Raw genomic sequence first — 26672 nt, forward strand, 5'->3', positions numbered from 1 at the left:
AAAAAAATCAACAGATATGACAATCTATCCGAATCTGATTATTGAGGCGTTGAAGAACGTTCGTTACCCGGGTACCGGAAAGGACATCGTTTCCATGGGCCTCGTAGAAGACAACATTCGTATCGATGGTATGAATGTCACCTTCTCGTTATTATTCGAGAAGCCGAATGATCCGTTTATCCGCTCCGTAGTAAAAGCCGCGGAGACAGCTATCTTAACCTATGTAAGCCCGGAGGTGAATATCAAGGGAAACATCACGGTAAAAGCCCGTCAGTTAGCTCGCCCGGAACCGGATAAATTATTACCGCAAGTAAAAAATATTATCGCCGTATCTTCCGGTAAAGGAGGAGTTGGTAAAAGTACCGTTGCCGCTAATCTGGCTGTCGCATTGGCTTTACAAGGATATAAGGTAGGATTGCTGGATGCCGATATATTCGGGCCGTCCCAACCCAAGATGTTCAACCTAGAAGAGGCTCGCCCTTATATGGAAGAGGTAGAGGGCAGGGAACTGATCAAGCCGGCCGAAAATTATGGTGTCAAGATGTTATCCATCGGCTTTTTCGTTAATAAAAACGACGCAGTCCTATGGCGTGGAGCAATGGCTAGCAACGCATTGAAGCAATTGATCGGCGACGCCAACTGGGGTGAGCTTGATTATTTCTTAATCGATTTACCTCCCGGAACGAGTGATATCCATTTGACAATGGTACAAACACTAGCGATAACCGGAGCCGTGGTGGTAAGTACGCCACAAGAGGTTGCTTTAGCGGACGCTCGTAAGGGTATCAGCATGTTCACCGGAGATAAGGTTAATGTCCCTGTTTTAGGATTGATCGAGAATATGGCTTGGTTTACCCCTGCGGAATTACCGGAAAACAAATATTATATATTCGGAAAAGAAGGTTGTAAACGCCTAGCTGAGGAACTGAACGTGCCGTTACTGGGGCAGATTCCTATCGTACAAAGTATCTGCGAAGGAGGAGATCAAGGTAAGCCGGTAGCGTTGAATCCGGACTCGATCACAGGTAAGGCATTCCAAGAATTGGCCGAGAATGTAGTCAAGCAGATAGACTATCGCAACGAGTATCTGGCTCCGACAGAGCGAGTGATTGTAACCAAGAAATAAAGATGATTTATACGTATATACGTGTGGTCTCGCACGTATATACGTATCGTCCTACACGTACGCTCGCATTGGCCTACGCCTATATACGTATCAGCCTATGCGAACGTACGTATAAATTCAGCCCACAATATACTTGGCTTTCTTACCGCAAATCTTTCTGATACCCAACACAATCAGCCAAGATACAGCGAATGATACCACAGAAGCGGCAGGAATCTGTAAACCCAAAGGGATATTCAAGGCTCTCGCCAACAGCACGCTGGGTCCCGTAAAGAAATAATGTACCATATAGATACCGAAACCGCATATGGTTAAATTCGCCAACATTCGCTTAATCGTATCCGACTTAACATTTACCTTCTTCGCCAGTAAGAAGATAGGAATCGTCATCATCACCACATTGGGAGAACAATAATAGAAGAATAACTCTAACTGTTCCTCCGTGTAAGCAGGCAAAGCGGTCGTATAGCGGAAACCGAAGAAAGTAATGGCATAGCCTACGACAAACATAGGAATGCCTATCCCAACGATCTTTCCTAACGACCAATCATGATTCCGCAGATAATGCCCCAATAGCAAGTAACCGTTAAACCCGGCGAAATAATAAAGCATACTGAATTCATTCCATGAGCATCCACCCCAAATGTAAGGAGATACGAATTCCCGGTAATAAGGAATAAACAAAGTCACTCCCCAACCTGCCAGAAACCATAATTTCGCCTTATCCGAAACTTTCTCGACCCAAGCGGAGAAGATCGGCAAATAAAGATATAAACCTATCAGTAAATAGATATACCACATATGTACATCCAACAATGAGAAATTGAACGGTATCTGGGCGATATAGCCTAAAGACACACTCAACGATTGACGAGTCACCTCTTCTCCCGAATAAGGGAAGAAATCAAGAATAAGTTCCGGCCTCAAACCAAGCAGTCCCGTAAACCAAGGGAATAAATTATAAATAACAGACCAAATCAAGAAAGGCCAGAATACACGCAATATCCTTTTCTTATAGAAAATAGAAGTCTCTTCCCGGACCGGTAGCAACAAGGCTCCCGTAATCATAACGAACAGAGGTACACAAGGACGAAGAAAAGCCCCATAGGCAGCTCCCCAAAACTTAATATCCCCAATAATCGGAGAATCTCCGGGATAGAAATTAAACGGGTCTGTACAATGACAGCAAACAACAGTGAACATGGCTATCAAGCGTACGACATCCAGCCAAACTACGTGTGTTTTCACGGTAGGATTTGTTACATTTTGCATAAAGTAGATCGATTGTGTTTAGATTGACGGCGAAAATACAAAATAATCCAGCCAAATAGGAGATTCAGCTGGATTTCTAACCTCTATTAACGATATTCATTAATATACAAAGTCTTTCCTACGAATAAACGCCACCGTACGATGTATTTCCGTGTACATGATAATATCCTCATCGATAAATGGCACCTCTTTCCGGTAATCCTTCAAGAACTTCTCCAACACAGGGGAGGTCCTAGCCGGACGACGGAACTCGATTCCTTGTGCCGCATTCATCAGCTCGATCGCCAAGATATGATCCAAGTTGTCCATGATCTTAAACAATTTTGTCGCCGCATTCGCCCCCATACTCACATGATCCTCTTGTCCATTACTGGACACGATAGAATCGCTGCTCGCCGCATAGCAATACATCTTATTCTGGCTTACCATACTGGCAGCCGCATATTGAGGGATCATGAAACCGGAGTTTAGGCCGGGATTAGCGACCAAGAACTCAGGCAATCCCCGCAAACCCATGATTAATTGAGCGACACGACGTTCCGATATATTTCCTAACTCAGCCAAGGAAATCGCCAAGAAATCATAAGAAATCGCCAAGGGCTGACCATGGAAATTACCGCCGGAAATAATCTTATCCTCCTCCGGGAAGATCGTCGGGTTATCCGTCACGGAATTTACTTCGGTAAGCAGGACATTCGCCACATAATTGATAGCGTCTTTCGTAGCCCCATGCACTTGAGGGATACAACGGAATGAATACGGGTCCTGAACATGTTCCTTTTTCCGGGCGATTAACTCACTTCCCTCCAATAGCCGTCGAAAAGCGGCCCCGGTCTCGATTTGTCCGGGATGCGGACGCATCTGCTGGATACAATCCATGAAAGGATCGATACGCCCATCGAAAGCCTCCAAAGATAAAGCGGCGATCAGATCCGCTTTCTTGGACAGGCTAAACGCACGCATCAAGGCGAATACGCCATTGGCGCTCATAAATTGCGTACCGTTCAATAAAGCTAACCCCTCCTTGCTTTTCAGCTTCACAGGCTTCCAAGCGAACTCGTCCAATACGCTGATCGCTTCCCGTTTGCGGCCCTTATAATAAACGTCACCCACGCCGATCAGAGGCAGGAACAAATTCGCCAGAGGCGCCAAATCACCAGAAGCGCCTAAAGAGCCACGATCATACACGATCGGAAGCACGTCATTATTGAAAAAATCCAGAATACGTTGTACGGTAATCACCTGTACGCCACTATGCCCCAACGAAAGGGCATGCGCTTTCAATAACATCATCAAACGGACGATCACCGGACTTACCTCATCCCCTACGCTACAGGCATGACTTTTCACCAAGTTCTCTTGCAAGGTACTCAATTCGTCCGGAGAGATATTCTTATTGCATAAGGACCCGAAACCGGTAGTAATCCCATACAAAGGCCCCTCCTGTTGCTCGATCTTATGATCCAAGTAATCCCGGCAACGCTGGATGCGCTCCTTCACCTCGGGTGAAAGCTCCAACTTCATATTTTGAGTAAGTATCCGTTCGATTCCCTCAAAAGAGAGAGGCTCGGAACCCACATAATAGACATTGCTCATATGCTATAATTTAGTCTTCACCCAATCCAATAACTTTTGCTCTACACGGATAGCGTTCGCCTCCAGTTCATCCGCTTTCTTCCGCATCTTTCCGACGAACACCTCGTCTTGGATGGACGTTAAGTTAATTCGGACATTCAATAAAGCCCCCAATACACAAGTACGGGCAGCCATCATCGCCACGCAAGCATCCGTGACGGCATTCTGATTACCTTTGTGAGCCACATAGATAATCGTCTCCATTACGGAACCGATCTCCTCCGCCACCCTCATCGGAACAATAGCCGCCTCCTTCGTTGCGCTCTGTATCGCATTCGTACGGATCACCTGTTCGTCAGGCGTTTCTTTCGGCAACTTAAAAGCGGAGAATACACGATCATAAGCCTCGCTGTCCTTATCGATATATTCAGTAAGACGCTCACGGATCAAAGCCGCCTCGATAGCGATCGTCTTCATTTGTCCTTCCACTTCCGCATATTTCTTTTTACCAACAGTCAGATGGGCCACCATCTCTGTCAAAGCTGCCGCTATAGCGCCATTCAAGGCAGATATACTTCCACCACCGGGAACGGGAGCACTACCCGCCGTTTCCGCCAAAAAATCTTTAATTGTCAAGTCTGCTAACATAGTATTTTGATTTAAATGATTCAACAATTCTTATCTTACATCATATAAAGTTCCCCATCCTTAATTACAGTATCCACGAGATTCATTCCCACATGATAAGGTAGGAACTTATAAGACGGGTATTTCAGCAAGATCACGTCCGCACGTTTTCCCACGCTGATACTTCCAATCTCGGAGGCACGTCCCACAGCTGCGGCTCCATTAATGGTCAATGCCGTTACCGCTTCTTCAGGGGTCATCTTCATATAGATACAGGCCAAGGCTATCATCATCGGGATTGAGGCAGAGAAACAACTTCCCGGATTTAGATCGGAAGCTAAAGCCACCGCGCAACCGGCATCTATCATCTTCCTTGCAGGCGCATACGGCTCATTCAAGGAAAAGGCAGTCAGCGGAAGTAAGGTAGCTACGACACCCGCTCTTGCCAGACGTTTGATGCCTGTGTCCGATATATGTAACAAATGATCAGCACTTACACACTTCAAGGAGGCCGCCAGTTCCGCCCCTCCGAAAGGAACGATCTCATCCGCATGCATCTTCAATTTAAAACGATGATGACGGGCGGCACGAAGCAAGCGCTCACTCTGTTCTAACGAGAAAACGCCTTTCTCACAAAACACATCACAAAACGTAACCGTATGTTCGGCTCGTATGGCAGGAAGAACTTCCTCGATCATATAATCCACATAATCGTCCGTACGACCGGCAAATTCAGGAGGAACAGCATGAGCTCCCAAAAAGGTCGATACGACATCCATCGGATGAGACTCATTCAGGTCCGACATGACACGAAGCTGAACTAATTCTGTTTGCAAATCCAAACCATAACCACTTTTCCCTTCCACTGTGGTAACACCCATGGAGAATAACTCATCCAAACGTTCTTCCCCTCTGTCCCATAGTGTATCGAAATCACTTTCACGGGTAGCTTTCATCGTATTCACGATACCTCCACCACGCTCCATGATCGACATATAACTATCTCCTCGCAATCGCCAAGAGAACTCCTCCTCCCGGTAACCGCCAAAGATAAAATGCGTATGGCTATCTACAAATCCGGGTAACACCGCTTGGTTCTCCGCCCGAATCTCCAAATAATCCTCCGCATGGATGTTTCGAAGTACCTCCTCCGTAGGTCCTACATGCGTAATAACCCCATCAGACATCGCTACGGCTCCATCCTCGATAACGCCTAAATCAGACATCTCCGCTCCCCGTCGCGCCTTATCCCCATGGCAAGTGACGATCTGGGCAGCATTCCTGATTAATATCTTGCTATTCTCCATACGCTATTCCATAATACGGGCTTCCAATACTTGATTCATAGAAAAGTCCTCTAATCCCAAATAGTAAGAGGCCGTATCGATCAACGCCTCCATAGGAACCAAGCCGATAATCTCGCTCCCCACCACCGGAACACCATATCTGCGAGCTTCGATACGAACTAACTCGAAGGCCCGGTACAAGGCCGTACGGGTATAATCGGTCATATTAATAGAGACCTGTACGATACCACGTTCCTTCAACTCAACCCCCATCGCTTTACAATAGCGTAAACCTCCGCCGATGAAACGGATTTTCTTCGCTATATCCGTAGCGATATGCAATTGATTCGTTCCTAAGTTCACATTATAGGCGACCAAAGGCATGCGGGCTCCTATGGCGACCGTACCGGCTGTCGGATGTCTTTCGGCCGGACCAAAATCAGGTTTCCACTCCGGTTGATGGATTTTCTCTGCCATCCCCTCAAACTCTCCTTTACGGATCGCCGCCAGATTCTCCCGATAAGGGGCGGAAGCTGATTTCTCATATAAGAAGACAGGTACGGCATAACGAGTGCCCACTTCCTCCCCTACTTCCTTAGACAAGGCGATCGCCTCTTCCATCGTACATCCGCGAATCGGTATAAAAGGAACAACATCTACGGCCCCCATTCGAGGATGTTGACCGCTATGCTTGTTTAAATCGATCAGCTCAACAGCAACTCCAATGGCCTCCAATACGGCTTGTTTTAAAGCGACTGGCTCCCCTACCACGGTAACAACCAAACGATTGTGATCCTCGTCATTACTATAGTCCAACAGTTTAACACCCGTCTTAGCCCGGAAAGGCGCTACGATCTTATCTATCTTCTCCAAATCCCGTCCTTCACTGAAGTTAGGGACACATTCCATAATCTTATTCCAAGTACTCATACCTTTTTATTTAATGATGTTTGTACGATTTCATGAATAAACGCTTTCTCCGGGATATACGGGAGGGTAATATGATACTGTTCGCCACGATTCTCATTGAAAGTAGCGCTCGTACGCATCGCATTCGGGTTACGAGCCCATGAGCGACGGGCGACACCCCCCATCACGTCCCATATCATAGCGGAACGAAGTATCTCATCCACCCGCTCACTACCATCGAGAACCATACCAAAACCTCCGTTTATCGCCTTACCGATACCAACCCCTCCACCATTATGAAGAGCGACCAAGCTCATACCCCGGGCGGCATTTCCAACAAAGCACTGCACCGCCATATCAGCCATCACATTGCTTCCGTCCCGTATATTAGAGGTCTCACGGAATGGAGAATCCGTACCGCTCACGTCATGATGGTCTCGTCCCAACATAATCGGGCCTACCTCCCCATCACGTACCATTCGGTTAAACTCAAGGGCGATCTTCAAGCGCCCCTCAGCGTCTTGATATAAGATCCGGGCTTGCGTACCCACCACCAAACGGTTCTTCTCCGCGTCACGTATCCAATTATAATTATCCATATCCTGCCCTCTTCGAGTCGGATCGATACACGCCATAGCCGCATGATCCGTGCGAATCAAATCTTCCGGCTTACCGCTTAAACATACCCAGCGGAAAGGACCGTACCCATAATCAAATAATTCCGGCCCCATGATATCTTCCACATAAGAAGGCCATATAAAACCATCTTTCTCATCCACACCGTTACGGGAAATCTCATGTACACCGGCATCATAGATCGCTTTCATGAAGGAGTTCCCATAGTCAAAGAAATAGGTACCCCGGGCAACCAGACGCTTGATCACCTCGAAATGTCTCTTCAACGTTTTATCGACCAAAGCACAAAAGTCTTCCCGGTGATGAGCCAATAATTCCGTACGTTCCTCAAACGTCACGCCTACCGGACAATAGCCACCTTCATAGACCGCATGACACGAGGTCTGATCACTCAAAAGGTCGATGGAAAGCCCCTGTTTATCGGCATATTCCAATAAATCCACAATATTACCATGAAAAGCGATAGAGATCGGTTCTTTCTTACGAATCGCCTCGTTGGCTAAGGAGAAAGCTTTCCCCATATCATCCGTCACATGCTGGACCCATCCTTGGCATCGGCGTGTCTCGATACGGGAAGCGTCTACCTCGGCGATTATACTGGCAGCACCGGCGATCACAGCAGCTTTAGGTTGAGCGCCACTCATTCCTCCTAAACCGGAAGATACAAACAGATAGCCTCGCAAATCCTTATCTTGTGGAATCCCTAATTTCTTACGTCCGGCATTCAACAATGTATTAAACGTACCGTGTACGATACCTTGCGGGCCAATATACATCCAACCTCCGGCCGTCATCTGTCCATAATTAGCGACTCCCATCTGGGCGGCGATATGCCAATCCTTTTGGTTATCGAACATTCCCACCATCATGGAGTTCGTGATAATCACCCGTGGGGCATCCGGCTTGGAATGAAACAATCCCAGAGGATGCCCGGATTCGATCACCAAGGTCTGCTCCTCGGTCAGCTCCTCCAAATACTTCTTAATCAAACGATATTGCATCCAATTTTGGCAGACCTGCCCAGTCTCGCCATACGTAACCAACTCGTAAGGGTACAAAGCGATATCAAAGCAGAGGTTATTATCGATCATTACTTGAAAGGCCTTTCCCTCGATACATTTACCTTTATATTCAGAGATAGGCTTCGCTTTCAGGTCTCCCTGCGGACGGTAGCGATAACCATAGATCCGTCCCCGGGTCAATAATTCCTCCATGAACTCAGGAGCTAGCTTCTCATGTAATTCAACAGGGATGTAACGAAGCGCGTTCATCAATGCCGTTTCTGTTTGAGCGGGCGTAAGCGAATAGCCGCGATCGGGAGCACGGCGAATACCGGAAACGAAGGAAGGATATTCCGGCAAATAGTTATCAAGATGTATTTCCATAACGTGAATGATTTAGTAGGTGCTTACAATCTGCAAGGAATTTCACGGATTCAGCGCCGACAAGTTAGCGATTATCCAAATCCCAACCAATTATCATTCCATGTTTAGAAGCATAAAAAAGCCCCCGTCTCTCTCATCCTCCCTAAGGGAAAGAAAGACGGGGGCATAATTATAATTGTTCAGTAGTAGAAGTTTTTCCTGATCCATTAGGACCAGCAACAATACAAAGTGTAGGGCGTTTCTCTTTCATTACAAATCACTATTTAGATTCGTTCGATCTATATATCTTCAGTTTTTCTCTCACTTCCTGCATTCTTCGTTTCAGTTCCATCTCCGCTCTAAGTGAACTTTCTCGAGCGGCAATAGCTACTTGCTCCATTATATCTTTCCTATCATGAAGTAACTTTAATTAAATGAATAGATTATCAATTAAATCTTCGCTCTATCAATCCAATTCTCTATTTTAAGATGAGGAATACGTTCTAGGTGCTTTACATTTTCTGTAACTAAAATCAAATCATTTGCTACGGCAGAAGCTCCAATCAACAAATCAAAATCATCTATTAAAAGTCCTTGAGATCTCAATGTGCTTTTTAGTTCAGCGAACATAAGCAAAGAACCGTAAATTGGTAAAACTGTAAACTGCGAGATAAAAGATTCTACCTCTTTCAACATTTTATCCTTTCGATTTGAGCAAGTAGCTCCATATAGAAGTTCGGCAATAGTAATTTCAGAAATAAAGCAATATCGCTTCATTTTATCATCAATCTTCTCATTTAAATGAAATTTCCCTTTCATATAGAAGATACATATGTTGGTATCTAAAAGATAACGCCTCATTCGTCAAAAGATTCAATAGATCGCGTTCCCAAAACACGTGCTTTATTAATTTCAGCAATAATCTCTTCTGCACTTTTGTCATCATCCCAAGCGCCAAACGAATCTTGTATGGATGTCTCTTTCTTTTTACCCCTCAAAAGGCTCTCTGAAAGCTTACGAATGACACGCAACTTTATCTCATCGCTAAACGAAGACAATAAATTTATATAACTATCCGCTATTTTCACCGTTGTATCCATAATCTTTTTCTTTTACAGAAACAAATATAATCATTATTGATTATAATACAGTATTTAGTCTACTTTTTTTGCAAGCGTGAACCACCAATACAGCGTACCCAGTATTTATCAACAGGTTAACCATACCAGTTTTTCTGAACAAAATTCAGATTTCTTATTCTTTAACAATTAAGCGGCTGTTTGAGACGGCTTTGTTATCTCAGCATCCTTGCCGTCTCCATAACGACGAACATAGTCACATGGCAAGAACAAAGCGTCCACATTGTTCAACTTGCAACTTTCTACCAAACACAAAAAAAGGTGCATCAAAATGACACACCCTCCTCGTAACAAAAATAAAATCTTTATGATTAGCCTCTACTTAGGCCTACACAGTAAAACGAATTTAACTCATGGAATAGCTGTTAAAATCAACGCTCAATCAAGCCCCTTATACCTCCAACGATATACTCAATATCCCGATCCGTTACATACGGGCCGGAAGGCAGGCACAACCCAACCTTAAACAAAGATTCGCTCACCCCATTCACATAAGCCGGGCAATCTTTATAGACAGGTTGCTTATGCATCGGTTTCCACAAAGGACGGGATTCTATACCCATCGCGTCAAGTCCCACACGCATCGCCTCGACATTGGCATTCGGCTCGCAATCCGTATGTGCGTTAACCGCTGCGTGAGTCACACCGCCCGCACCACCAACAGCACCTTGTACCATTGCTTGATAAGCATTCTCCTGCCCTTTCACCCTCAATAAAGGATCCAAGACAATCGTATTCAACCAATAATTACTATCAAAACGACCGGAAGGATTCTCATGCAAGGTAATCCCTCTCACATCCTTCAACAGCTCCCGATATAAATCACACGTATGCTTATGATGAGCCACATGAGCATCAGCCACCGTCATCTGACCACGCCCGATACCCGCACAAATATTCGACATCCGATAATTATACCCGATCCGCTCATGCTGGTAATACGGATAAGCCTCCCGAGCCTGCGTAGCGTAGAACATGATCTCCCGCTTAGCCTCCCCGTCCGGACAAATCAACGCACCACCACCACTGGTCGTAATCATCTTATTCCCATTGAACGACAGCACCCCATATTTTCCAAACGTACCCAACATACGTCCATCATAACGAGAGCCAAAACCCTCCGCCGCATCCTCAATGACCGGAATCCCATACCGATCAGCGACCGCCATAATCTCATCCACCTTATAAGGCATCCCATATAAGGCCACCGGGACAATCGCTTTCGGTGTTTTTCCCGTCTTCTCGATACGATCTTGAATCGCCTCTTCCAACAACACAGGATCCATATTCCAAGTATCCACCTCCGAGTCCACGAACACAGGCGTAGCCCCCAAATAAGTGATCGGATGCGAGGAAGCACAGAAGGTAAAGCTCTGTACCAGCACCTCATCCCCCGGCTTCACGCCACAGGCAAGCAACGCCAAATGCACCGCAGCAGTACCGGCAGACAGAGCCACCACATGTTTACCTTCACCCACGAATTCCTCCAAATCTTTCTCAAATCCATTCACGTTCGGACCTAGAGGCACGACCCAGTTCGTATCAAAGGCTTCTTTGATATACATTTGTTCTTTGCCGCTCATGTGAGCAAGGCAAAGATAAATTCGTTTATTCATTATTATTGTGATTTTAGAAAATACTTCGGATCAGCATAAAAGCCTCAGCTCTTTCTACGCTAATTGTAGCACCTCTATATTTCGCCAAAGCTTCCAAAGCCTCTAAAGAACGAGAACTAGGGAACCGCCTTAGTTGAGATTGATAACACTCCATCGCTCTCAATTTCATTTTCATTCCATCTTGACTACAAGGAATGAATACCGTGGGAATAAAAGCATCATCCGCATAAGGAGCAGCCCATTCAGTTTCAGATAACGTTTCATAGGTATAAACTCGCTTAACCGTATAATCTCCAACAGGACGACAAGCGACTAATACACTGTCAAAGACCATCCGATGATCTTTATGTATATCTCCTCTATGGGGAATAAACACTGTATCTATTTGATTTTCGGATATACATTTTGAAACTTCACGAGACATGATATAACCTGGATATTGATCTAATGCAGGAGCCGGAAAATCAAAGAAAAAGGTCTGTTTTACACCTAGTAAACGATGAGCCTCCAGTGCCTCTGTTCTAACACGCTGAATACCTTTTTCGGAAAAAATATTTGGATCAGATTTACTGGCATTTGTCATAATCAGCACATACACATTATGACCTTCTTGCATCATTTTATAAATAGTTGCCCCACAGCCCAATATTTCATCATCCGCATGAGGTGCGATAAACAAAACATTATTTTTCATTTTTCAACAACGTTAAATCTTGCTTTATCATTTCTATCTCATTCCGCAAACGGAAAATCTCATATTGATCATAATAGCCTAATCTAGAACCTACAACCAAATGCTCATCGACTGGTCTATCCAAATAATCAACCATGTTATATTTCACCAATTCAACATAACCATCAGCTGTTTGAACAACAGGATTATCATTGTTGAAATTTACGACACGGCCAATAACACCTTTCGCATATCCAGAAGCATAATAATTAGATTTCCATATCAGAACCTTATTATTTCTATAAAAAGAGAAAGCCCCGGGATGAGGCGATGTACTAGCCTTTATCAAACGATCAATATCTTTTGCCGTATTCGACCAATCTATACAACCATCCAAAGGAGCACGCCTAGCATAATAAGTCGCTGCCTTTTCATCCTGTGGGATACCTTTTAACCCACTAGAAGATAAAGAAGGAAGCCAACGATCCAAAGCCCGTACCATAGCCTCCTTCAACTTGATGCCAATTGAAGAAGCATCATCCTTATCATCTATACAAAAAGGTTCCTGCACAAATATATCACCCTCATCAGCCTTCGTATCTATTTTAAAAAATGTAGCAGCGCCCTCTCCTCTATCAAGAATAAGCCATGCCATAGGAGCACGACCTCGTCCTTTCGGCAACTTTGTAGGATGAAAACCTACGCATCCAAACCTAGGCATTCTAATAATATCCTCATCTATCAACTGTGATAGACCAACCACAAAAAGAATATCTACCGAAGACTTTCTAATTTGTTCTTTAATATCGTTAGAATTTATTTTCACAAAAGGATAATAAGATATTTTATTATCCTCGGCCAACTTACGCATTGAGCAATACCCACTTACATTTAAAGTAGAATGAGGCTCATAGCCCCAAACTCCAACAATATTAAATGAATATTCAACCAGCTTTTGCAATGTCAACAAACTACTGCCTACACTGCCTATTACCCCAACTCTCATTTCTTTATAAATTTATCTTCTCCAAGTAAAACAATCGCAACTGTTTTAACTAAAATTCTCAAATCAAACATAAACGATATACGATCAACATATTCACTATCCAAAAGCAAACGCTTTTCCCAAGGTAAATAGATATTTCCATTCACTTGAGCCCATCCGGTCATCCCCGGCCTAACACAACACCGTTTATTTGCTAAGTCACCATACTTTTCATATAAACTAGGTAAAGCTGGACGAGGTCCAACCAATGACATATCCCCGACAAATACATTCCATATTTGAGGTAACTCATCAATTTTAAAACGTCTTAATAAACCACCTATCCTAGTTATATCAGGGTCATCCCAAAATGTTTGCTTAGCATTAGGATCTCTCTGCTTATTAGTCATAGTACGAAACTTATATACTTTAAAAAGATGTCCATTTTTACCCACTCTACTTTGCAAATAGAAAATAGGTCCTTTTGAATCTATTTTTATCAAAAAGACAACTAATATCAAAAATGGGAATAAAAACAAAAGGATAACCAATGAGGCCAGAACATCAATCAATCGTTTGAATATCAAATACATAATAAAATATAGATTTAAATTCTCAATTTAGGGCATACCACCTTGAAAGGGCACTTTAAAGTGCTCTAAACCGAGTTATGTTATAAATGATTTAATTTTAATAATAGCTTGTTGCCAATGTGATTTTATTAAGTTCAAATAATTCCCGATGCACCTTTTTATCGCTTTCAAGTGGCACTATATATGGCTTCCCAAGGAATAACTTACGGCTACCCCTACTCGTAAACTTGAGGCTTGACAAGTGGTAAGCTTGCGGCTTAGGAAGCCTTTGTCATAGCCAGTCTTTGTGGCAAAGACTAGCCAAAATAGGAAGCTATATATTATTTTCTTGATAAATACCATTAAATAATATTCACAAAAATATTCTATGCTTGATCTGAAGGTAAATCTTTCACTTCACAGTCCGGATTTAGAGTGCTTACAATTAATCCATTAAAATTCACAGAAAAAATACGGAACTCTATTTTATCCTTCTAGCGGGAGTTCCAAAAACAGTAATCCCTGATTCAACATCATTAATAACTAAACTAGAAGCTCCGACATGTACATCATTGCCTACATGTACATTGTGACTAATCATTGCACGAGTATGAATCATGCACCCCTCTCCAATAGTTGTTCCACCAACAAGCATCACATATGAGTCTATCCTATTCCACTTGCCTATTTGAACATCATGGCCTACTATCGTATGAGATTGAATAAAATTATAATCATCGATATATGCGTCAGCTGCTACAATTGTATACGCACCTATATATGTACCCTTTCCTATGTATACATTAGTACCAATACGAGATGATGGATGAATCATAGTTATAAATTCACCTCCATGATTAATCATTTGTTCCATACACTTGCGTCGTGATTCTCCACCAATAGAACAAACAAATATATCATCCTTATCAGGCTCATACTCTAAAATAGTAGAAATAATTGGAGGATAATTTCCAAACCTATCTAACTGATGAATATCATCATCAATAAAACCTTTAATTTGAAAATCTTTTAGATACCCATTATTTTCAAGAGCCATATCATAGATTGTACGGCCCATACCTCCTGCGCCAATAATAATTAGATTTCTCATAAAAGTTATAATTGAATATCATACATTTTTAATATATTTTTGGCTCCAGAATATGAGGTACACCCGATAATATCCTCCGGATCCAACATTATATCAAAAGAATCTTCCAATGCCGCTACTAGACTGAGTTGGTGGACACTATCCCAGCCGTCAACGCTATCCTTGTCAAAGTTGTCACTTAATGCTGTGCTTTCAACATTAAATACCTCACAAAATATCTCATTCAACTTTTCTATATTTGTCATAATTAAAATTTTTATTGATTAATAACTTTACCAGCCTCGTTCCTCAGTATCTTATCAACTATTTCCACTTTCACCCTTTGATAAAACAAATGCGTCTTCTCTTCTATAAATGCGGGAATCTCATTAGCAACACTTGCGTTAGTCAATTTGACAAGCAGATACTCGTCATCACCGCTACAATAACAATCCGTACCATATTTCCCACGAATCAAATTCTCGACCTCATCAAGACCTATTCGCAAACCAAATATCTTCAAGAAACGCTTCAAGCGACCTACTATAAAATAACAGCCATCAGCATCTCTCCTAGCTAAATCGCCCGTATGCATGATTCCATGATTCTCATCTCCCTTCAACAAATCCTCCTTGCTGGTAGCATATCCTAAAGTGACATTCTCACCTCTATATACCATCTCTCCAGTAGCCTCGCCTTCAAACGTCTCATTCCCATCATTATCTATTATGGAGAGTTGTCCTCCGGGTTCAGCGATGCCTATACTGCAAACTTTAGTTGAAACGAGTTCAGCCGGAAGATATGCCATACGTGCTGTGCATTCACTCTGTCCATACGTTGCTATAAACCTCTTTCCATTGTTAATAGCATAACTTGACAGTTGCAACCACATATCCTCAGTCAGCTTTCCTCCTCCTTGTGTTATGATTTTAAGTTCAGGTAAATTCATTCGGAAGAAACGCAACTTCGCAAGCAATTCAAAACTATAAGGCACACCTGTAAAGCTAGTGGCACCATCCCTAAGCATATTCCAAAATACGGGATCAAGCAAAGACTTACCACAAAGCAACAAAGTAGCTCCGGCATATAAATGGCTTGCGATAACAGAAAGCCCCATCGTATAGTGCATAGGCAAAGCCGCCATAGCTCGCTCTGATGATGTTAAGCCAAATAGGTTCATGACATTTTCAGCGTTTGCCTCTATATTACGATAGCTATGCCTTACCAACTTAGGGCTACCTGTACTGCCAGAGGTAGGAAGTAATAAAGATAAATCCTCATACAAATTGGGTGTATCAAACCCTGTTCGTACTAACGAGTAACCATTAGTTGAGTAAAGAGTATCTTTAAGATTAAAACCTGCTATTTTATTAGTTGGAAGCCAAAGAAATTCCGGTTGATACTTCCCATAAAGCGTATCAAACAAAGATTGCTCCGTATTATTGGAAATAATAAGCGGAACAACACCGTTACTTAACGCAGAGATATATCCTAAAAGCGCCCCATTACAATTCTCGGCAAGGATAAATATGAGCGTCCTATAAGGAAGTGCCTCAGAAAACTCTTTTGCCTTATCACACAGATCACCATATGTTAATCGTTCGCCACTGTCATCAATAACAGCTAAAGTATTTGGATCTTTCTTATCTATATTCAAAAACATACAAAACCAAAATTAAATTGAGGCACAACCATCTACGCCTAAAATGTGTCCTGATATATAGCTCGCACGGTCTGAGGCAAGGAATGATACTGCGTTTGCCACATCTTGCGGTGTACCTAATCTGCCAAGAGCTATACGAGAAATGCGTTGATCAATTTTATCACCATCACTCTCATACAGCTCCTTGAAACGTTCAGTCTCAATAATACCGGGAGCCACGGCGTTAACCCTTATATTTAAGGGAGATAATTCCTTAGCAGCAGACTTAGTCATCGCTATTACAGCACCTTTAGAAGAGCTATAAGCCACCTGTCCCGGGCTTCCAGCCACACCTGTAATAGAAGCAATATTCACAAAACTACCACCACCATTACGAGCCATTAAGCGTGACGTTATCTGAAGTATATCTACTACGGCAAAAACATTAACCGCATACATTTTCTCCAATAAAGGCTTAGTCACCATACCTAATTTCTGATTAGCTATGATAGCGGCATTGTTCACCACACAATCAATACGTCCTTCTGCCTTATAAATAGACATCAAGCCGGCCTTTAAAGCAGCACTGTCTGTCACATCAAAACAAACAGGTACTACTTTAACACCATTCCTTGAAGCACAATCATCTGCCCAAGTTGCCATATCCCCTTCTTGTAGATCATTGACATAAACAGTAGCGCCATCTTTAGCGAATTGTTCAGCTATTACTCGCCCTATTCCACGTCCTGCACCTGTTATCAATGTTATTTTATTTTCTAATAATCTCATTATGTAACTATTTAAAAGTCTCCTCATAGAAACATTATTCTTTTTAAAACATTTAAATAGAGTGTACACCCCATTCCATATACTCCTATGACAATTAAGTTCATCATTTCTTAATAACTACTTCATTAAACACATCTGTTAATTGCCTAGCTATTACAGAAGGAGTGAAACGAGCACAGTTATCAGTCATAATCTTTTTGCGATCATATTGATGACAATTCTCATACATCGTATTAATAGCTATAGATAAAGCTCCTATGTCTTCTACAGGAAATAATAATCCATTACTAGAATTTACACATTCTTTAATACCACCACATATAGAAGCAATTACAGGCATGCCAAGACACAAAGCCTCTAAAACGGCAACTGAGAAATTTTCAGAGCGTGACGGAAAGATAAAAACATCAGAAGAAGATAATATCTTAGCAATTTCATTCTTCCCCATTCTTCCTACCAAGTGAATATTATTACTCAACCCCACCTGATTTATTTGGCATTCAAGATTCGCACGTTCTTTGCCTTCACCGATAATAGTCAGTTCCCATTTATCTGAAGGAAGCTTGAGGCGATCAAAAGCAGAAATTAACAAATCAAAACCTTTACGATAAATTAAACTACCTGTTGAAACATAACGAACTTTACCATCCAAACTACCTCTAGAATAACTTTCACAAAACTCCACCCCTACCATGTTGTGAACAACAATACTGTCAATCTGAAAATGTTGAAGTAAACGTCTCCTCAAAGAGTCTGAGACTGAAATGATCGCATCACATTTAGGATAGGTTAAGTTACCTAACCAAACAGCATAATCAGACAAAACATCTTTGTCAAGCTGGCTCCAATGTTCAATCGCAACTAAAGGCAGATGATATTTGTCCTTTAATGATAACGCAGCACATGAATAAGTAAGATAATGGGAATAGATAATATCAGGTCTACCATATTCTCGTACAATACGTCTAAAAAGCCTCTGTAGTTGTATGCTTACCAAAAGAATATGAAGTCTCTTTCCAAAGAACTTACGGATAATTACCCCCGGTACGATAAAACAATCATAATAATGGATGCCATTAGTATAATAATGAGATATACCAAGCTTACGCCAATAAAAACGGAATCTTGTATCTACACTAATGACAACCACTTTATGACCGGTAGCAGCAAGTGCTTCAGCTTGATCCTTCTCAAAACATCCCCATTGAGGATCACGTTTTGAAGGGACACCACGAGATATCAATGCTATAAACATAAACTTATTTGTTTTCTATAAGACATTCCCGTAAGACATCTAAATAACCATGACCATATTTTAGATCAGGTTCTACATAATTTCCTTCAGCCCATTCATTCCATGACATTAAAAAAGCGATCCTATACTCACTATCCTTATTGGATAAAATATCCAATACATCAAGTAATTGTTTTCTAAACAACTTAGGAGTACTATTTGTATAAATTCTTGCTTTGGAACCACTACGTGCAGTCCTATCCCAATTAGGCATTAACGTAGGAAATACATTATTCCATTTATCTTCCTTCACATACATATACTGATTTATTTTCTTCTGATCACATTTGGAAATAGGAGCATATTTAAAGGCACGCAAGCATATTCCACGCCACAAAAAATCAATTAGAGATCTAGAATAATAATCAGCCCGATTGTATCCTCTTGAGTTCACAGCATCATAACCAGCATTTAAAACTGAATTATAATTAAAAGCAGAATTATCAGAGGCATTTTTTAATAAAATATTCTTAAATGTCAGATCTTGAGGAAGCATATTATGAGCAATTCCGACAAAATAGATTCCCTTCAATCCACTCTTTTTAGCTAGCTCCTGCCAAATATCTATAAACACGTGAGGATCTGTAATTTCTAATGGCCTAAAAACCAAAAATAAAGGTTTACCATCAACTTGAATGTATCGTTCATCTTTAAAAGCAGGCAATACTTCATAGAAATGCTTGACATATTCTTCTTTATTATAAACCATCTCAACCAAAGTAGACTCTTTGATACGCTTAGTTCCCGCTTCCCAAGACTTATTAGTCCAACTATGATTCGCCCAACCAAGACAAAAAGGGAAATCAGGTTTACCACTAGATAAAACTTCTTGAAACGGACGCTCCAATAGTTTTTTCCCATTTCCAAACCAATAGTGCCAATAACAAAAACCCTCAATACCTGCTTCACGAGCCATTTTAGCCTGTGCTTCCCTAACTTCAGGCATACGCAAGTCATAATATCCTAAATCCGCAGGAACACGTGGTTGATAATGACCTTTAAATAAAGGTTTCGCTTTTCCGACATTCGTCCATTCAGTAAATCCTTTACCCCACCATCTATCATTTTCAGGTATAGGATGAAACTGAGGAAGGTAGAATGCTATAACTCGTGCTTTCTTTGTATTATCCATATATATTTATTTCTCTGATTTGTTTTTCAACATATTCTCATATAAGCCATACACTACATCTGCGCTTATATCTATTGTATAACATTGCATTACCACTTTTTGTGAACGTTTTATCATTGAATAATAGGATTCAACACCATTCATTGATATATTTTCCATAATAGATGCCAAATCCTCATCATTATCAAAACGAATAGCAATCTCATCACCCTCTAAAGTCAAACCATTATCAAATTGTTCCTTAGTTCCTCCAGTATTGCGTCCTATCACTAAACAACCACAAAACATTGCTTCAACTGTTATAAAACCAAAACCTTCAAAAGAAGAAGGAACAAATAAAGCCAAAGCTTTACTCATAATTGAATAGACATCTGAGCTATATCCTAAAAAATCAACCTTATCTACAATTTTATTCTCTAAAACACATTTAACCAATTTTTCCTTATACTCATTCGTTCCATCACCAACTATCTTTAAACGGATATTGCTAGATGTATTTTGAACAAAAACAGCAAATTGATTAATCAACTCAAACACACATTTACCTGGAAATAATCTACCAACATACAAAAAATAAGGTTCTTTGATCGGAATAAAAATATTTTTACCATTTATAACACCATCATAAACCACATGCCAATTTCTATATTTCTTATCAGAAAGAAAATATCGTTTTATATCATTTGTAATACATAAAACCAAGTCATTTTTCTTTGAAATAGATTGTACATAATTATTTTTTGTTGGAAAATAACTTTTACCTATATCCAACTTTCCATATTCACGTATATGTTGAATATGAGGAATATTTAAATCATTTGCAATTTCAAGTCCAAGTGTAAAACAACTATTATTACTATGAATTATATCAGGATTGAATTCAGAAACTATCTTTCTAATCCTTCTTCTATCCACCAATAAATATCCAAATAATTTATAATAAACAAGCCTAGGTAGGAATAAAACAATATCTCTAAAAGAGGAAATAGTAGGCCACCAAACAGGATTAAAATTACACAACGCATATTCATAACCAAGTTCTCTCAATTTACGAGTAAATTCACCTTCTCTTGATGTTATTATCAAAAAACACACATTTTTAAGAGCTAAAACTTGCAAAATATTCAATAACGCAATATTATCTCCATACAATGTCGAAGTCGGCGCAAAATAAACAACTTTCATGATAAAACTATTATCTAGAAAAATAAAAATTATATACCTTCTCTCTCTCTGTATCCTTCTCTTTAGTAAACACATTACTATAAGGATATACTCTAACTAATAATCGTTCTCCACTATCAGGAGACAGTCTGAAAAATCGCCCAACATGAGCATACAAAAAAAAGATACAACATATTAACATCAAGCATTTTACCCCTTGACTTTTAATTCTAAAAAACGAACTAAATGCATTTGTCATATAAACAATAGGGAATATAAGAAAAAATTGAGATAATCTATAGAATATAGGCACTGAAGTTGTAAGTACAACCCCCAACAGATACAAAAATAATAAAAAATCATTTTTTGATGATATTTCCAAATTATATCTTTTATCAATACAAGCAAAAACCAAATAAGGAAATATTGAAACAATAAATATATTAATAAAATTCAACACAGAACGATCTACAAATCCACCAAATATCTCTGAGCCCGCATAGCCTAATAGTTTTTCTTCTACCAAATCCATCTTCAAGAATGAAAACAACATAGCAACTTCAGGAAAACTATCATTTATAATTTCAATAAAAAAAAACGAAAAAATTAAAAATACAACAGCACAAACATTAACTTTTAATGTTTTAATAAAAGGAAAGAACAATGTCAACAATGCTACTTTATGAAACAAAATAGATAAAATCACAAATATATAATATTTAAGGTATTTATTTTCCATCAAATATTTATAACCTAACAAAAAAAATGACAAAGCTAAAGCTTGTCTAAGCGTCTCAAAATTCAAATCATAATATAAAGAACAAAAATATAATAATATTGCCACAAATGGATAAATTGTATTTTTATACAAGAATCTAAAAACGACAACATTTACAAATAAAGCAATCAAGAACTGAGCGACCTCCCAAGAACCAAACAAGCTCTTCATAAGAGACGTATACATTAAATAACCAGAATCTGTATCAGCTTCTAAAAAGATATTAGACAAATTCCATTCTGAGAAATATAAAGTTTCTCTATAAAACTCATCTTCATAATTTACCGTATCAATTCCTAGTCTATATCTAAAGCCAGCTATAACAACAAAGATTATCATCATAATGTTATACCACAATAATTTATCTTTACGACAACCTTTATAGTCATATATATATATAAACCAAAACAAACCTAATACTACAAATACATATATCATAAAATTAGCAATTTAAAGCTTTTATCAAAAAAGATATAGATTTATCTTGCCATTTTTTCATAATTTCATCTATTTTATTCCATTCAAAATCTCCATCTTCAATATTTACTAAGTTAGAAACATTACATACGATTCGATTTTCCAGTTTAAACAATCGTAACAAAGATTCAATCCGAGCTATTCCTCTACGTTTATTTATTAACACAATAAAAGGTTTATGAAAAATGATAGAAAAGACACAAGCATGAAATGAATCCGTAATAACTAACTTAGCATCATCAAAAGCCTTAAACCAAGCCTCCACAGGTAAAGCAACTCGCCTTGAAGGATTTATCTTATAATTTTCAGATTGCTGGTTAAAACTATACACCTCTTTTCCTGTCAATTTCATTACTTTTTCCATAATACTATCTAACTCATTAACAGGATCTAGCACATAAGATAATATACAATCTTTATGTGATTCTAACCCTCTAGCATTCATACATAATTTAACATAATCTTCCCTGCTTAATAACATTGTTGGATCTAAAACATGCTCAACCGTACGATCCATATACCTTTCGAATAAATCTACTGCAGAATCTTCTCTAACAGATACTGCATCAAACTTACATAAAAGAGATTTACACTTTGCCGTTAAACATTCTGAATATTCCCAATAATCTACTCCCAATGAAGGGGCATAAGCAATTCTTTTCACATCAAAGTTACCTGTAAAATTCAAATACGCATCTTTTGTATACTGAAAATAAGAAGGTCTCCAGACTTGATCACTACCTACAACAAATCCATAAAAATCATCAATATCAACAAAGGAAAAGTCATTTATCTTTACCCTATGTATATATTTTTGTATAAACATTTCTGTATTTCTTGCTACAATTGGATAAGATTCATAATACTCTTTCTCTTTATATATTGCACCATGATAGCATCCCAAGATTTTTTTTATCATTCTCTTCAAATATAGCATATGATTATCTAAACGCAATACGTATCTTGGAGTATCTAATACACAAGCACTAAAACCTAATCTCTCTATTACTGTTTGTAAAGCATATGCTTGTATAAGACCTCCATAATTTGTATTCAATGGCAATGTTATTATTCCTATTTTCTTTTTCATGTAAATATCGTTTTAATCACTAACTATTTAATAATCAATGCACTTTATGGTACTTCAAAAGCAATCACCTTTCCAATTTCAGCTAATATCCAATTATAAATCAGCACACTTAAATCAGTACCCCCCCATCCACGGGAACTATATAACCAACTATTTGTCTTGCTTCGCCACTGGTAAGAAATAGAGCAGTCTTCGCTATTTCCTCGGGCATTGTAAAACGTTTACTCGGCTGTCCTTGGAAATAAGCGTTGTCTTCAAAGTTCCTATTATGAGGCAACGCAGGATTGGAGGTCAGGCATGTGCCAGGCGCAATACCATTCACCACGATATCATAAGCAATAAGTTTTCTTGCGATTCCACCTGTCAAGCTATGAGCGCCCCACTTGGCCACGGCATAAGGGTCGAAAAGTCTTTGGTAGCCGGCGATAGAGGTAATGTTGAGTATATTCCCCTTGATTTTATTGTCAATCATATACAACCCTTCCATTTGGCACATCAAAAACATACTTTTCGTATTGATATCATATGTCCTGTCCAGTACTTCCGCGGTATATGCATTCCACGGTTCATACTTAGACATACCACCTCCTACATTGTTCACGAATATGTCGATTCTACCCATCATGGAAACGGCTTCATCGAACTTCTGCTTATAAGAGTCAAAATCCAAGGCGTCCCATACCAACGTATGAAGCTTGGCATTACTTTCGGAAAGCTGGAAGTTTGACAGTTTTTCTTTACTTCTTCCAGTCACTATAACCTCAGCACCCTCTGCCAAGTACGCCTTAGCCATAGCTCTGCCCAATCCTTCGCTACCGCCAGAAATAAATACTTTCTTATTGGTATATCTCGCATCAGGATTGGTAAATGTAACAGAGACATATTTTACTCCCCCATGTTTAAGGAATTTCAAGAAATTCACGATGTAAGACTTTATTCCCATAATTACTTATTATCTATTTTATCCATTATGTACTTAGTGAATAGTAGGGCTCCTCTCTTGTTAAGATAATAGCAGTTGCGAAACAAGGATTTGTCATCCGAAAATCCAGGCTCTTCCATACAGTCGAAGTACCATGTCTCCCCCCCGTTGGCTTCTGTAATGAAAGAGTCTATCAGTTGCTCTTTGGCAACAGAGGGAAATTTACGGCACAAAGATCTATGCATAGGTGGTATGACCAGGACCAACCTTAACTTCTCCTCTTTGCAATATTCAATCATATCTTTTAACATTGATATAGTCCTATCATATACCGTTCTATGACTCTCTACGAATTTATCATTCAAGTTATTGATATTAAACTGAATAGTCCATCCCTTTATCCAATTCTCAGCATCACGCTCCAGTTGCCTATCTCCCATTATCACTTCTTTGGGCGGAAGGATACGTGTCTTAATGTCACGGATAAATTCCACCAATGGGTATATAGATATAGGGCTATTTTTATATCCCTTTATTTTACTATTCCGGATATAGTGTCCACCGGGAATCGTTCGATAGTCCAAAAAACTATAGCAACGGTCTTCTATGTAATCCACCGCTCCACTGATCGACGTAAACGGACAAAGCGGATAAAACACAATAGCATTATCCTTTAGAAACTTGCGGTATCGCTTGAGTATCAAAAAGTCGCCTACCATCGTCTGCGGCGCCACAGCCCAGTTCATTCCCTTACATCCCATATCGCTGTAATCGAAATCATATACGCCGGAACTGCTGCCTAGATTCACAACGTCCAATGGCTCCTCTTTCATTGCCCAAAATTTCACGCAATCTTTGAAAAGGACCTCGTTGTACCAATGAGAAGACTTAATGAATGTATTGATTTTGTTCTTTATATAATGTTTCATGAGATCTTCTGTATTAACAAATTCTCTGATCATTGTTTAGTCTTGCTCATCTTAGTCTGAATCCAACTGACTATTTTTTTTCTTTCGGCACGTGTTATTCCTACGTATAAGATAAGAATCATCAATACGACCTCTGTAAGCAAGGATAGAATAATGAACCTCTGCCATCCATCCTCCATCAAATATACGATGGCCGTAGGCACAATTACAGAACAGGCACCAACTAAGACACATGGGAGAACAGCGCCAACTAAAAGTTCACGTATGTTGAAATGTACATAAGAATAGACAATGAAATAAGCATCAATCATAACAGTTATATTAATGATGACGAGAACTATGAACACCGCATAGGCAGGAGCACCCATTTTCAATATGGCATAACTAATAGGCAAGGACAATATCATTATGGTTCCATTGAGCGAATTCCCCAGCTTCATCTTGCCGATAGCGTGAAAGGCCATAATCATGGACGCACGGAAAACCTCGGCAAGACTGAGTAAAAGTATGATCAAAGTGAATACATACGTATCAGGAGGAGTGGCTTTGCCCAGCCATAAGTTTAATATGAACCTCAACTCAAAACAGATGGGCAAGATTAATGCCAACATCAAGAAGAACGAATAACGTGCGGACTTAAACGTAAGTGAGTACATCCTCTCATAATTGTGTTCGGCAAAACTTTTAATTACCTGCGGCCTCGTGGCCATAAGAAAATTAATCACAAAATGGTTGACTGCCGTTTGGATTTGATAAGCCACCGCACGTGCCGCATTGACCATGGGACCGAAAAATAAGTTGAGAAGGATATTAATACCTTGCCCTTGGCTTATTGATGCCAATCCGCCAAACATCTCCCACCCTGAATAAGCCAGCTGCCTTTTATATAAAGTCTTATCCGTAATCCATCTGAAACGGCACTCCTGATAACGCCGATACGTATAAAACCTATAAAAAAACTGAATCAAAAAAGTATTCAGCATTAACAACAAAGCATAAAACACCAAGTCATCCATGGGAGATAAGGAAAGGAGGTAAGCGATAGCTAATCGCGAAAACGCATCATATAAGCCCACATAGGCATAAATAGACATATTTTCATGGGCTATCAGTGAAGCATTGTAAGGTACTTGGGTGAAGTTAACCATCACCGTAACAATAGAAAACTGATAGACCCACCACGCTGCCGATAGTCGTTCCACCGGTATAACCATTTTCTCGTAAAAGAACCAGAGGCCTATAGTCTCAGCCAACAGCAAGACAATAAAAGCCACAGCCATATGCAAATTCAATGAAACCGAGAAAGTTCTCTTCAGCATCTCTGCGTCCTTCATTCCCAATTCGTAAGCCAGAAAACGACTGGTTGATGAAGACAGGGCACCGTTAAGCACTCCTATTACGGCCACAATTCCACCTACCGCATTATAAATACCGTAATCCTCTACACCAAGCGTTTGAAGTATCACACGGGAAGTAAATACGCTTACCCCCATGACAAGTAACATACGCACATATAGAAAAAGTGTATTTTTTGCTATACGCTTATTTGTTGAAGATACTTCCTGACTCATTTCAGACTGCCCCT

The 26672-nt window shown here is 40.0% G+C and carries 25 protein-coding genes; 1 reads left to right on the top strand and 24 read right to left on the bottom strand.

Going from position 1 to position 26672, the window contains the following annotated elements; genetic code table 11:
- The first annotated feature begins 16 nt into the window (after positions 1-16).
- A complete protein-coding gene (locus CI959_RS04465; RefSeq protein WP_057316422.1) occupies positions 17-1126 on the top strand; it encodes an Mrp/NBP35 family ATP-binding protein in 1110 nt (369 codons plus the stop codon).
- A 117-nt stretch (positions 1127-1243) separates the two neighbouring features.
- Here the strand turns inward: CI959_RS04465 and CI959_RS04470 are convergent, their stop codons facing one another.
- The 24 genes from CI959_RS04470 to CI959_RS04585 all read right to left on the bottom strand — a co-directional run bounded on the left by CI959_RS04470 (position 1244) and on the right by CI959_RS04585 (position 26658).
- Positions 1244-2398 carry an acyltransferase gene (locus tag CI959_RS04470; RefSeq protein ID WP_057316420.1) on the bottom strand — a complete coding sequence of 385 codons (1155 nt, stop codon included), beginning with the start codon at positions 2396-2398 and terminating at the stop codon, positions 1244-1246.
- Between the two features lie 99 nt (positions 2399-2497).
- Entirely contained in the window at positions 2498-3994 is a 1497-nt protein-coding gene (gene hutH / locus CI959_RS04475) for a histidine ammonia-lyase (RefSeq protein WP_044545643.1), read from the bottom strand.
- 3 nt (positions 3995-3997) lie between these two features.
- Positions 3998-4621 (bottom strand): cyclodeaminase/cyclohydrolase family protein, encoded by a 624-nt coding sequence (locus CI959_RS04480; RefSeq protein WP_005867815.1) that lies wholly within the window; start codon positions 4619-4621, stop codon positions 3998-4000.
- Positions 4622-4656: 35 nt separating this feature from the next.
- Positions 4657-5907 (bottom strand): imidazolonepropionase, encoded by a 1251-nt coding sequence (hutI, locus tag CI959_RS04485; protein WP_005859151.1) that lies wholly within the window; start codon positions 5905-5907, stop codon positions 4657-4659.
- 3 nt (positions 5908-5910) lie between these two features.
- Positions 5911-6816, bottom strand: coding sequence for a glutamate formimidoyltransferase (ftcD, locus tag CI959_RS04490; protein WP_005859153.1), 906 nt, complete (start codon positions 6814-6816; stop codon positions 5911-5913).
- Entirely contained in the window at positions 6813-8816 is a 2004-nt protein-coding gene (locus CI959_RS04495) for a urocanate hydratase (protein WP_057316418.1), read from the bottom strand. The genes ftcD and CI959_RS04495 overlap by 4 nt, the downstream gene beginning before the upstream one ends.
- A gap of 429 nt (positions 8817-9245) precedes the next feature.
- Positions 9246-9656, bottom strand: coding sequence for a type II toxin-antitoxin system VapC family toxin (locus CI959_RS04500; protein ID WP_005859157.1), 411 nt, complete (start codon positions 9654-9656; stop codon positions 9246-9248).
- Positions 9653-9895 carry a hypothetical protein gene (locus CI959_RS04505; RefSeq protein ID WP_005859159.1) on the bottom strand — a complete coding sequence of 81 codons (243 nt, stop codon included), beginning with the start codon at positions 9893-9895 and terminating at the stop codon, positions 9653-9655. Before CI959_RS04505 ends, CI959_RS04500 begins: the two co-directional genes overlap by 4 nt.
- Positions 9896-10305: 410 nt before the next feature.
- On the bottom strand, positions 10306-11550 hold the full coding sequence (locus CI959_RS04510) for a DegT/DnrJ/EryC1/StrS aminotransferase family protein (protein ID WP_009276190.1): 1245 nt from the start codon (positions 11548-11550) through the stop codon (positions 10306-10308).
- Positions 11551-11563: 13 nt separating this feature from the next.
- Positions 11564-12244 carry a PIG-L deacetylase family protein gene (locus tag CI959_RS04515; RefSeq protein ID WP_057316416.1) on the bottom strand — a complete coding sequence of 227 codons (681 nt, stop codon included), beginning with the start codon at positions 12242-12244 and terminating at the stop codon, positions 11564-11566.
- Positions 12234-13229, bottom strand: coding sequence for a formyltransferase family protein (locus tag CI959_RS04520; protein WP_057316414.1), 996 nt, complete (start codon positions 13227-13229; stop codon positions 12234-12236). The genes CI959_RS04515 and CI959_RS04520 overlap by 11 nt, the downstream gene beginning before the upstream one ends.
- Positions 13226-13801, bottom strand: a complete 576-nt coding sequence (locus CI959_RS04525) for a sugar transferase (RefSeq protein WP_057316413.1) — start codon at positions 13799-13801, stop codon at positions 13226-13228. The genes CI959_RS04520 and CI959_RS04525 overlap by 4 nt, the downstream gene beginning before the upstream one ends.
- Before the next feature lie 460 nt (positions 13802-14261).
- Positions 14262-14891 carry an acetyltransferase gene (locus CI959_RS04530; protein ID WP_057316412.1) on the bottom strand — a complete coding sequence of 210 codons (630 nt, stop codon included), beginning with the start codon at positions 14889-14891 and terminating at the stop codon, positions 14262-14264.
- A 5-nt stretch (positions 14892-14896) separates the two neighbouring features.
- Complete coding sequence (locus CI959_RS04535) at positions 14897-15136, bottom strand: acyl carrier protein (protein WP_057316411.1); 240 nt, start codon at positions 15134-15136, stop codon at positions 14897-14899.
- Positions 15137-15147: 11 nt separating this feature from the next.
- Positions 15148-16533: an AMP-binding protein gene (locus CI959_RS04540; protein ID WP_057316409.1), complete on the bottom strand. Its 1386-nt coding sequence runs from the start codon at positions 16531-16533 to the stop codon at positions 15148-15150.
- Between the two features lie 12 nt (positions 16534-16545).
- Positions 16546-17304, bottom strand: coding sequence for an SDR family NAD(P)-dependent oxidoreductase (locus tag CI959_RS04545; protein ID WP_057316461.1), 759 nt, complete (start codon positions 17302-17304; stop codon positions 16546-16548).
- A 100-nt stretch (positions 17305-17404) separates the two neighbouring features.
- Positions 17405-18556 (bottom strand): glycosyltransferase family 4 protein, encoded by a 1152-nt coding sequence (locus CI959_RS04550; protein WP_057316407.1) that lies wholly within the window; start codon positions 18554-18556, stop codon positions 17405-17407.
- 4 nt (positions 18557-18560) lie between these two features.
- Positions 18561-19727, bottom strand: a complete 1167-nt coding sequence (locus tag CI959_RS04555) for a glycoside hydrolase family 99-like domain-containing protein (RefSeq protein ID WP_057316405.1) — start codon at positions 19725-19727, stop codon at positions 18561-18563.
- Positions 19728-19733: 6 nt separating this feature from the next.
- On the bottom strand, positions 19734-20912 hold the full coding sequence (locus tag CI959_RS04560) for a glycosyltransferase (protein ID WP_057316402.1): 1179 nt from the start codon (positions 20910-20912) through the stop codon (positions 19734-19736).
- 10 nt (positions 20913-20922) lie between these two features.
- Positions 20923-22107, bottom strand: a complete 1185-nt coding sequence (locus CI959_RS04565) for an EpsG family protein (RefSeq protein ID WP_057316400.1) — start codon at positions 22105-22107, stop codon at positions 20923-20925.
- Positions 22108-22111: 4 nt separating this feature from the next.
- Positions 22112-23236 (bottom strand): polysaccharide pyruvyl transferase family protein, encoded by a 1125-nt coding sequence (locus CI959_RS04570; protein WP_057316398.1) that lies wholly within the window; start codon positions 23234-23236, stop codon positions 22112-22114.
- A gap of 109 nt (positions 23237-23345) precedes the next feature.
- Positions 23346-24179: an SDR family NAD(P)-dependent oxidoreductase gene (locus CI959_RS04575; RefSeq protein ID WP_057316396.1), complete on the bottom strand. Its 834-nt coding sequence runs from the start codon at positions 24177-24179 to the stop codon at positions 23346-23348.
- A gap of 2 nt (positions 24180-24181) precedes the next feature.
- Positions 24182-25087, bottom strand: coding sequence for a hypothetical protein (locus tag CI959_RS04580; protein ID WP_230327229.1), 906 nt, complete (start codon positions 25085-25087; stop codon positions 24182-24184).
- A gap of 29 nt (positions 25088-25116) precedes the next feature.
- Complete coding sequence (locus tag CI959_RS04585; RefSeq protein ID WP_057316393.1) at positions 25117-26658, bottom strand: hypothetical protein; 1542 nt, start codon at positions 26656-26658, stop codon at positions 25117-25119.
- Positions 26659-26672: the final 14 nt, after the last annotated feature.

The organism is Parabacteroides sp. AT13 (assembly GCF_002272965.1).
Classification (GTDB): Bacteria; Bacteroidota; Bacteroidia; order Bacteroidales; family Tannerellaceae; genus Parabacteroides; species Parabacteroides distasonis.

What these genes read in the sequence shown, in the direction of transcription:
- CI959_RS04465 (WP_057316422.1), top strand. Translation starts at nt 17, where the DNA reads ATGACAATCTATCCGAATCTGATTATTGAGGCGTTGAAGAACGTTCGT.
- CI959_RS04470 (WP_057316420.1), bottom strand. Translation starts at nt 2,398, where the DNA reads ATGCAAAATGTAACAAATCCTACCGTGAAAACACACGTAGTTTGGCTG.
- hutH (WP_044545643.1), bottom strand. Translation starts at nt 3,994, where the DNA reads ATGAGCAATGTCTATTATGTGGGTTCCGAGCCTCTCTCTTTTGAGGGA.
- CI959_RS04480 (WP_005867815.1), bottom strand. Translation starts at nt 4,621, where the DNA reads ATGTTAGCAGACTTGACAATTAAAGATTTTTTGGCGGAAACGGCGGGT.
- hutI (WP_005859151.1), bottom strand. Translation starts at nt 5,907, where the DNA reads ATGGAGAATAGCAAGATATTAATCAGGAATGCTGCCCAGATCGTCACT.
- ftcD (WP_005859153.1), bottom strand. Translation starts at nt 6,816, where the DNA reads ATGAGTACTTGGAATAAGATTATGGAATGTGTCCCTAACTTCAGTGAA.
- CI959_RS04495 (WP_057316418.1), bottom strand. Translation starts at nt 8,816, where the DNA reads ATGGAAATACATCTTGATAACTATTTGCCGGAATATCCTTCCTTCGTT.
- CI959_RS04500 (WP_005859157.1), bottom strand. Translation starts at nt 9,656, where the DNA reads ATGAGGCGTTATCTTTTAGATACCAACATATGTATCTTCTATATGAAA.
- CI959_RS04505 (WP_005859159.1), bottom strand. Translation starts at nt 9,895, where the DNA reads ATGGATACAACGGTGAAAATAGCGGATAGTTATATAAATTTATTGTCT.
- CI959_RS04510 (WP_009276190.1), bottom strand. Translation starts at nt 11,550, where the DNA reads ATGAATAAACGAATTTATCTTTGCCTTGCTCACATGAGCGGCAAAGAA.
- CI959_RS04515 (WP_057316416.1), bottom strand. Translation starts at nt 12,244, where the DNA reads ATGAAAAATAATGTTTTGTTTATCGCACCTCATGCGGATGATGAAATA.
- CI959_RS04520 (WP_057316414.1), bottom strand. Translation starts at nt 13,229, where the DNA reads ATGAGAGTTGGGGTAATAGGCAGTGTAGGCAGTAGTTTGTTGACATTG.
- CI959_RS04525 (WP_057316413.1), bottom strand. Translation starts at nt 13,801, where the DNA reads ATGTATTTGATATTCAAACGATTGATTGATGTTCTGGCCTCATTGGTT.
- CI959_RS04530 (WP_057316412.1), bottom strand. Translation starts at nt 14,891, where the DNA reads ATGAGAAATCTAATTATTATTGGCGCAGGAGGTATGGGCCGTACAATC.
- CI959_RS04535 (WP_057316411.1), bottom strand. Translation starts at nt 15,136, where the DNA reads ATGACAAATATAGAAAAGTTGAATGAGATATTTTGTGAGGTATTTAAT.
- CI959_RS04540 (WP_057316409.1), bottom strand. Translation starts at nt 16,533, where the DNA reads ATGTTTTTGAATATAGATAAGAAAGATCCAAATACTTTAGCTGTTATT.
- CI959_RS04550 (WP_057316407.1), bottom strand. Translation starts at nt 18,556, where the DNA reads ATGTTTATAGCATTGATATCTCGTGGTGTCCCTTCAAAACGTGATCCT.
- CI959_RS04555 (WP_057316405.1), bottom strand. Translation starts at nt 19,727, where the DNA reads ATGGATAATACAAAGAAAGCACGAGTTATAGCATTCTACCTTCCTCAG.
- CI959_RS04560 (WP_057316402.1), bottom strand. Translation starts at nt 20,912, where the DNA reads ATGAAAGTTGTTTATTTTGCGCCGACTTCGACATTGTATGGAGATAAT.
- CI959_RS04565 (WP_057316400.1), bottom strand. Translation starts at nt 22,107, where the DNA reads ATGATATATGTATTTGTAGTATTAGGTTTGTTTTGGTTTATATATATA.
- CI959_RS04570 (WP_057316398.1), bottom strand. Translation starts at nt 23,236, where the DNA reads ATGAAAAAGAAAATAGGAATAATAACATTGCCATTGAATACAAATTAT.
- CI959_RS04575 (WP_057316396.1), bottom strand. Translation starts at nt 24,179, where the DNA reads ATGGGAATAAAGTCTTACATCGTGAATTTCTTGAAATTCCTTAAACAT.
- CI959_RS04580 (WP_230327229.1), bottom strand. Translation starts at nt 25,087, where the DNA reads ATGAAACATTATATAAAGAACAAAATCAATACATTCATTAAGTCTTCT.
- CI959_RS04585 (WP_057316393.1), bottom strand. Translation starts at nt 26,658, where the DNA reads ATGAGTCAGGAAGTATCTTCAACAAATAAGCGTATAGCAAAAAATACA.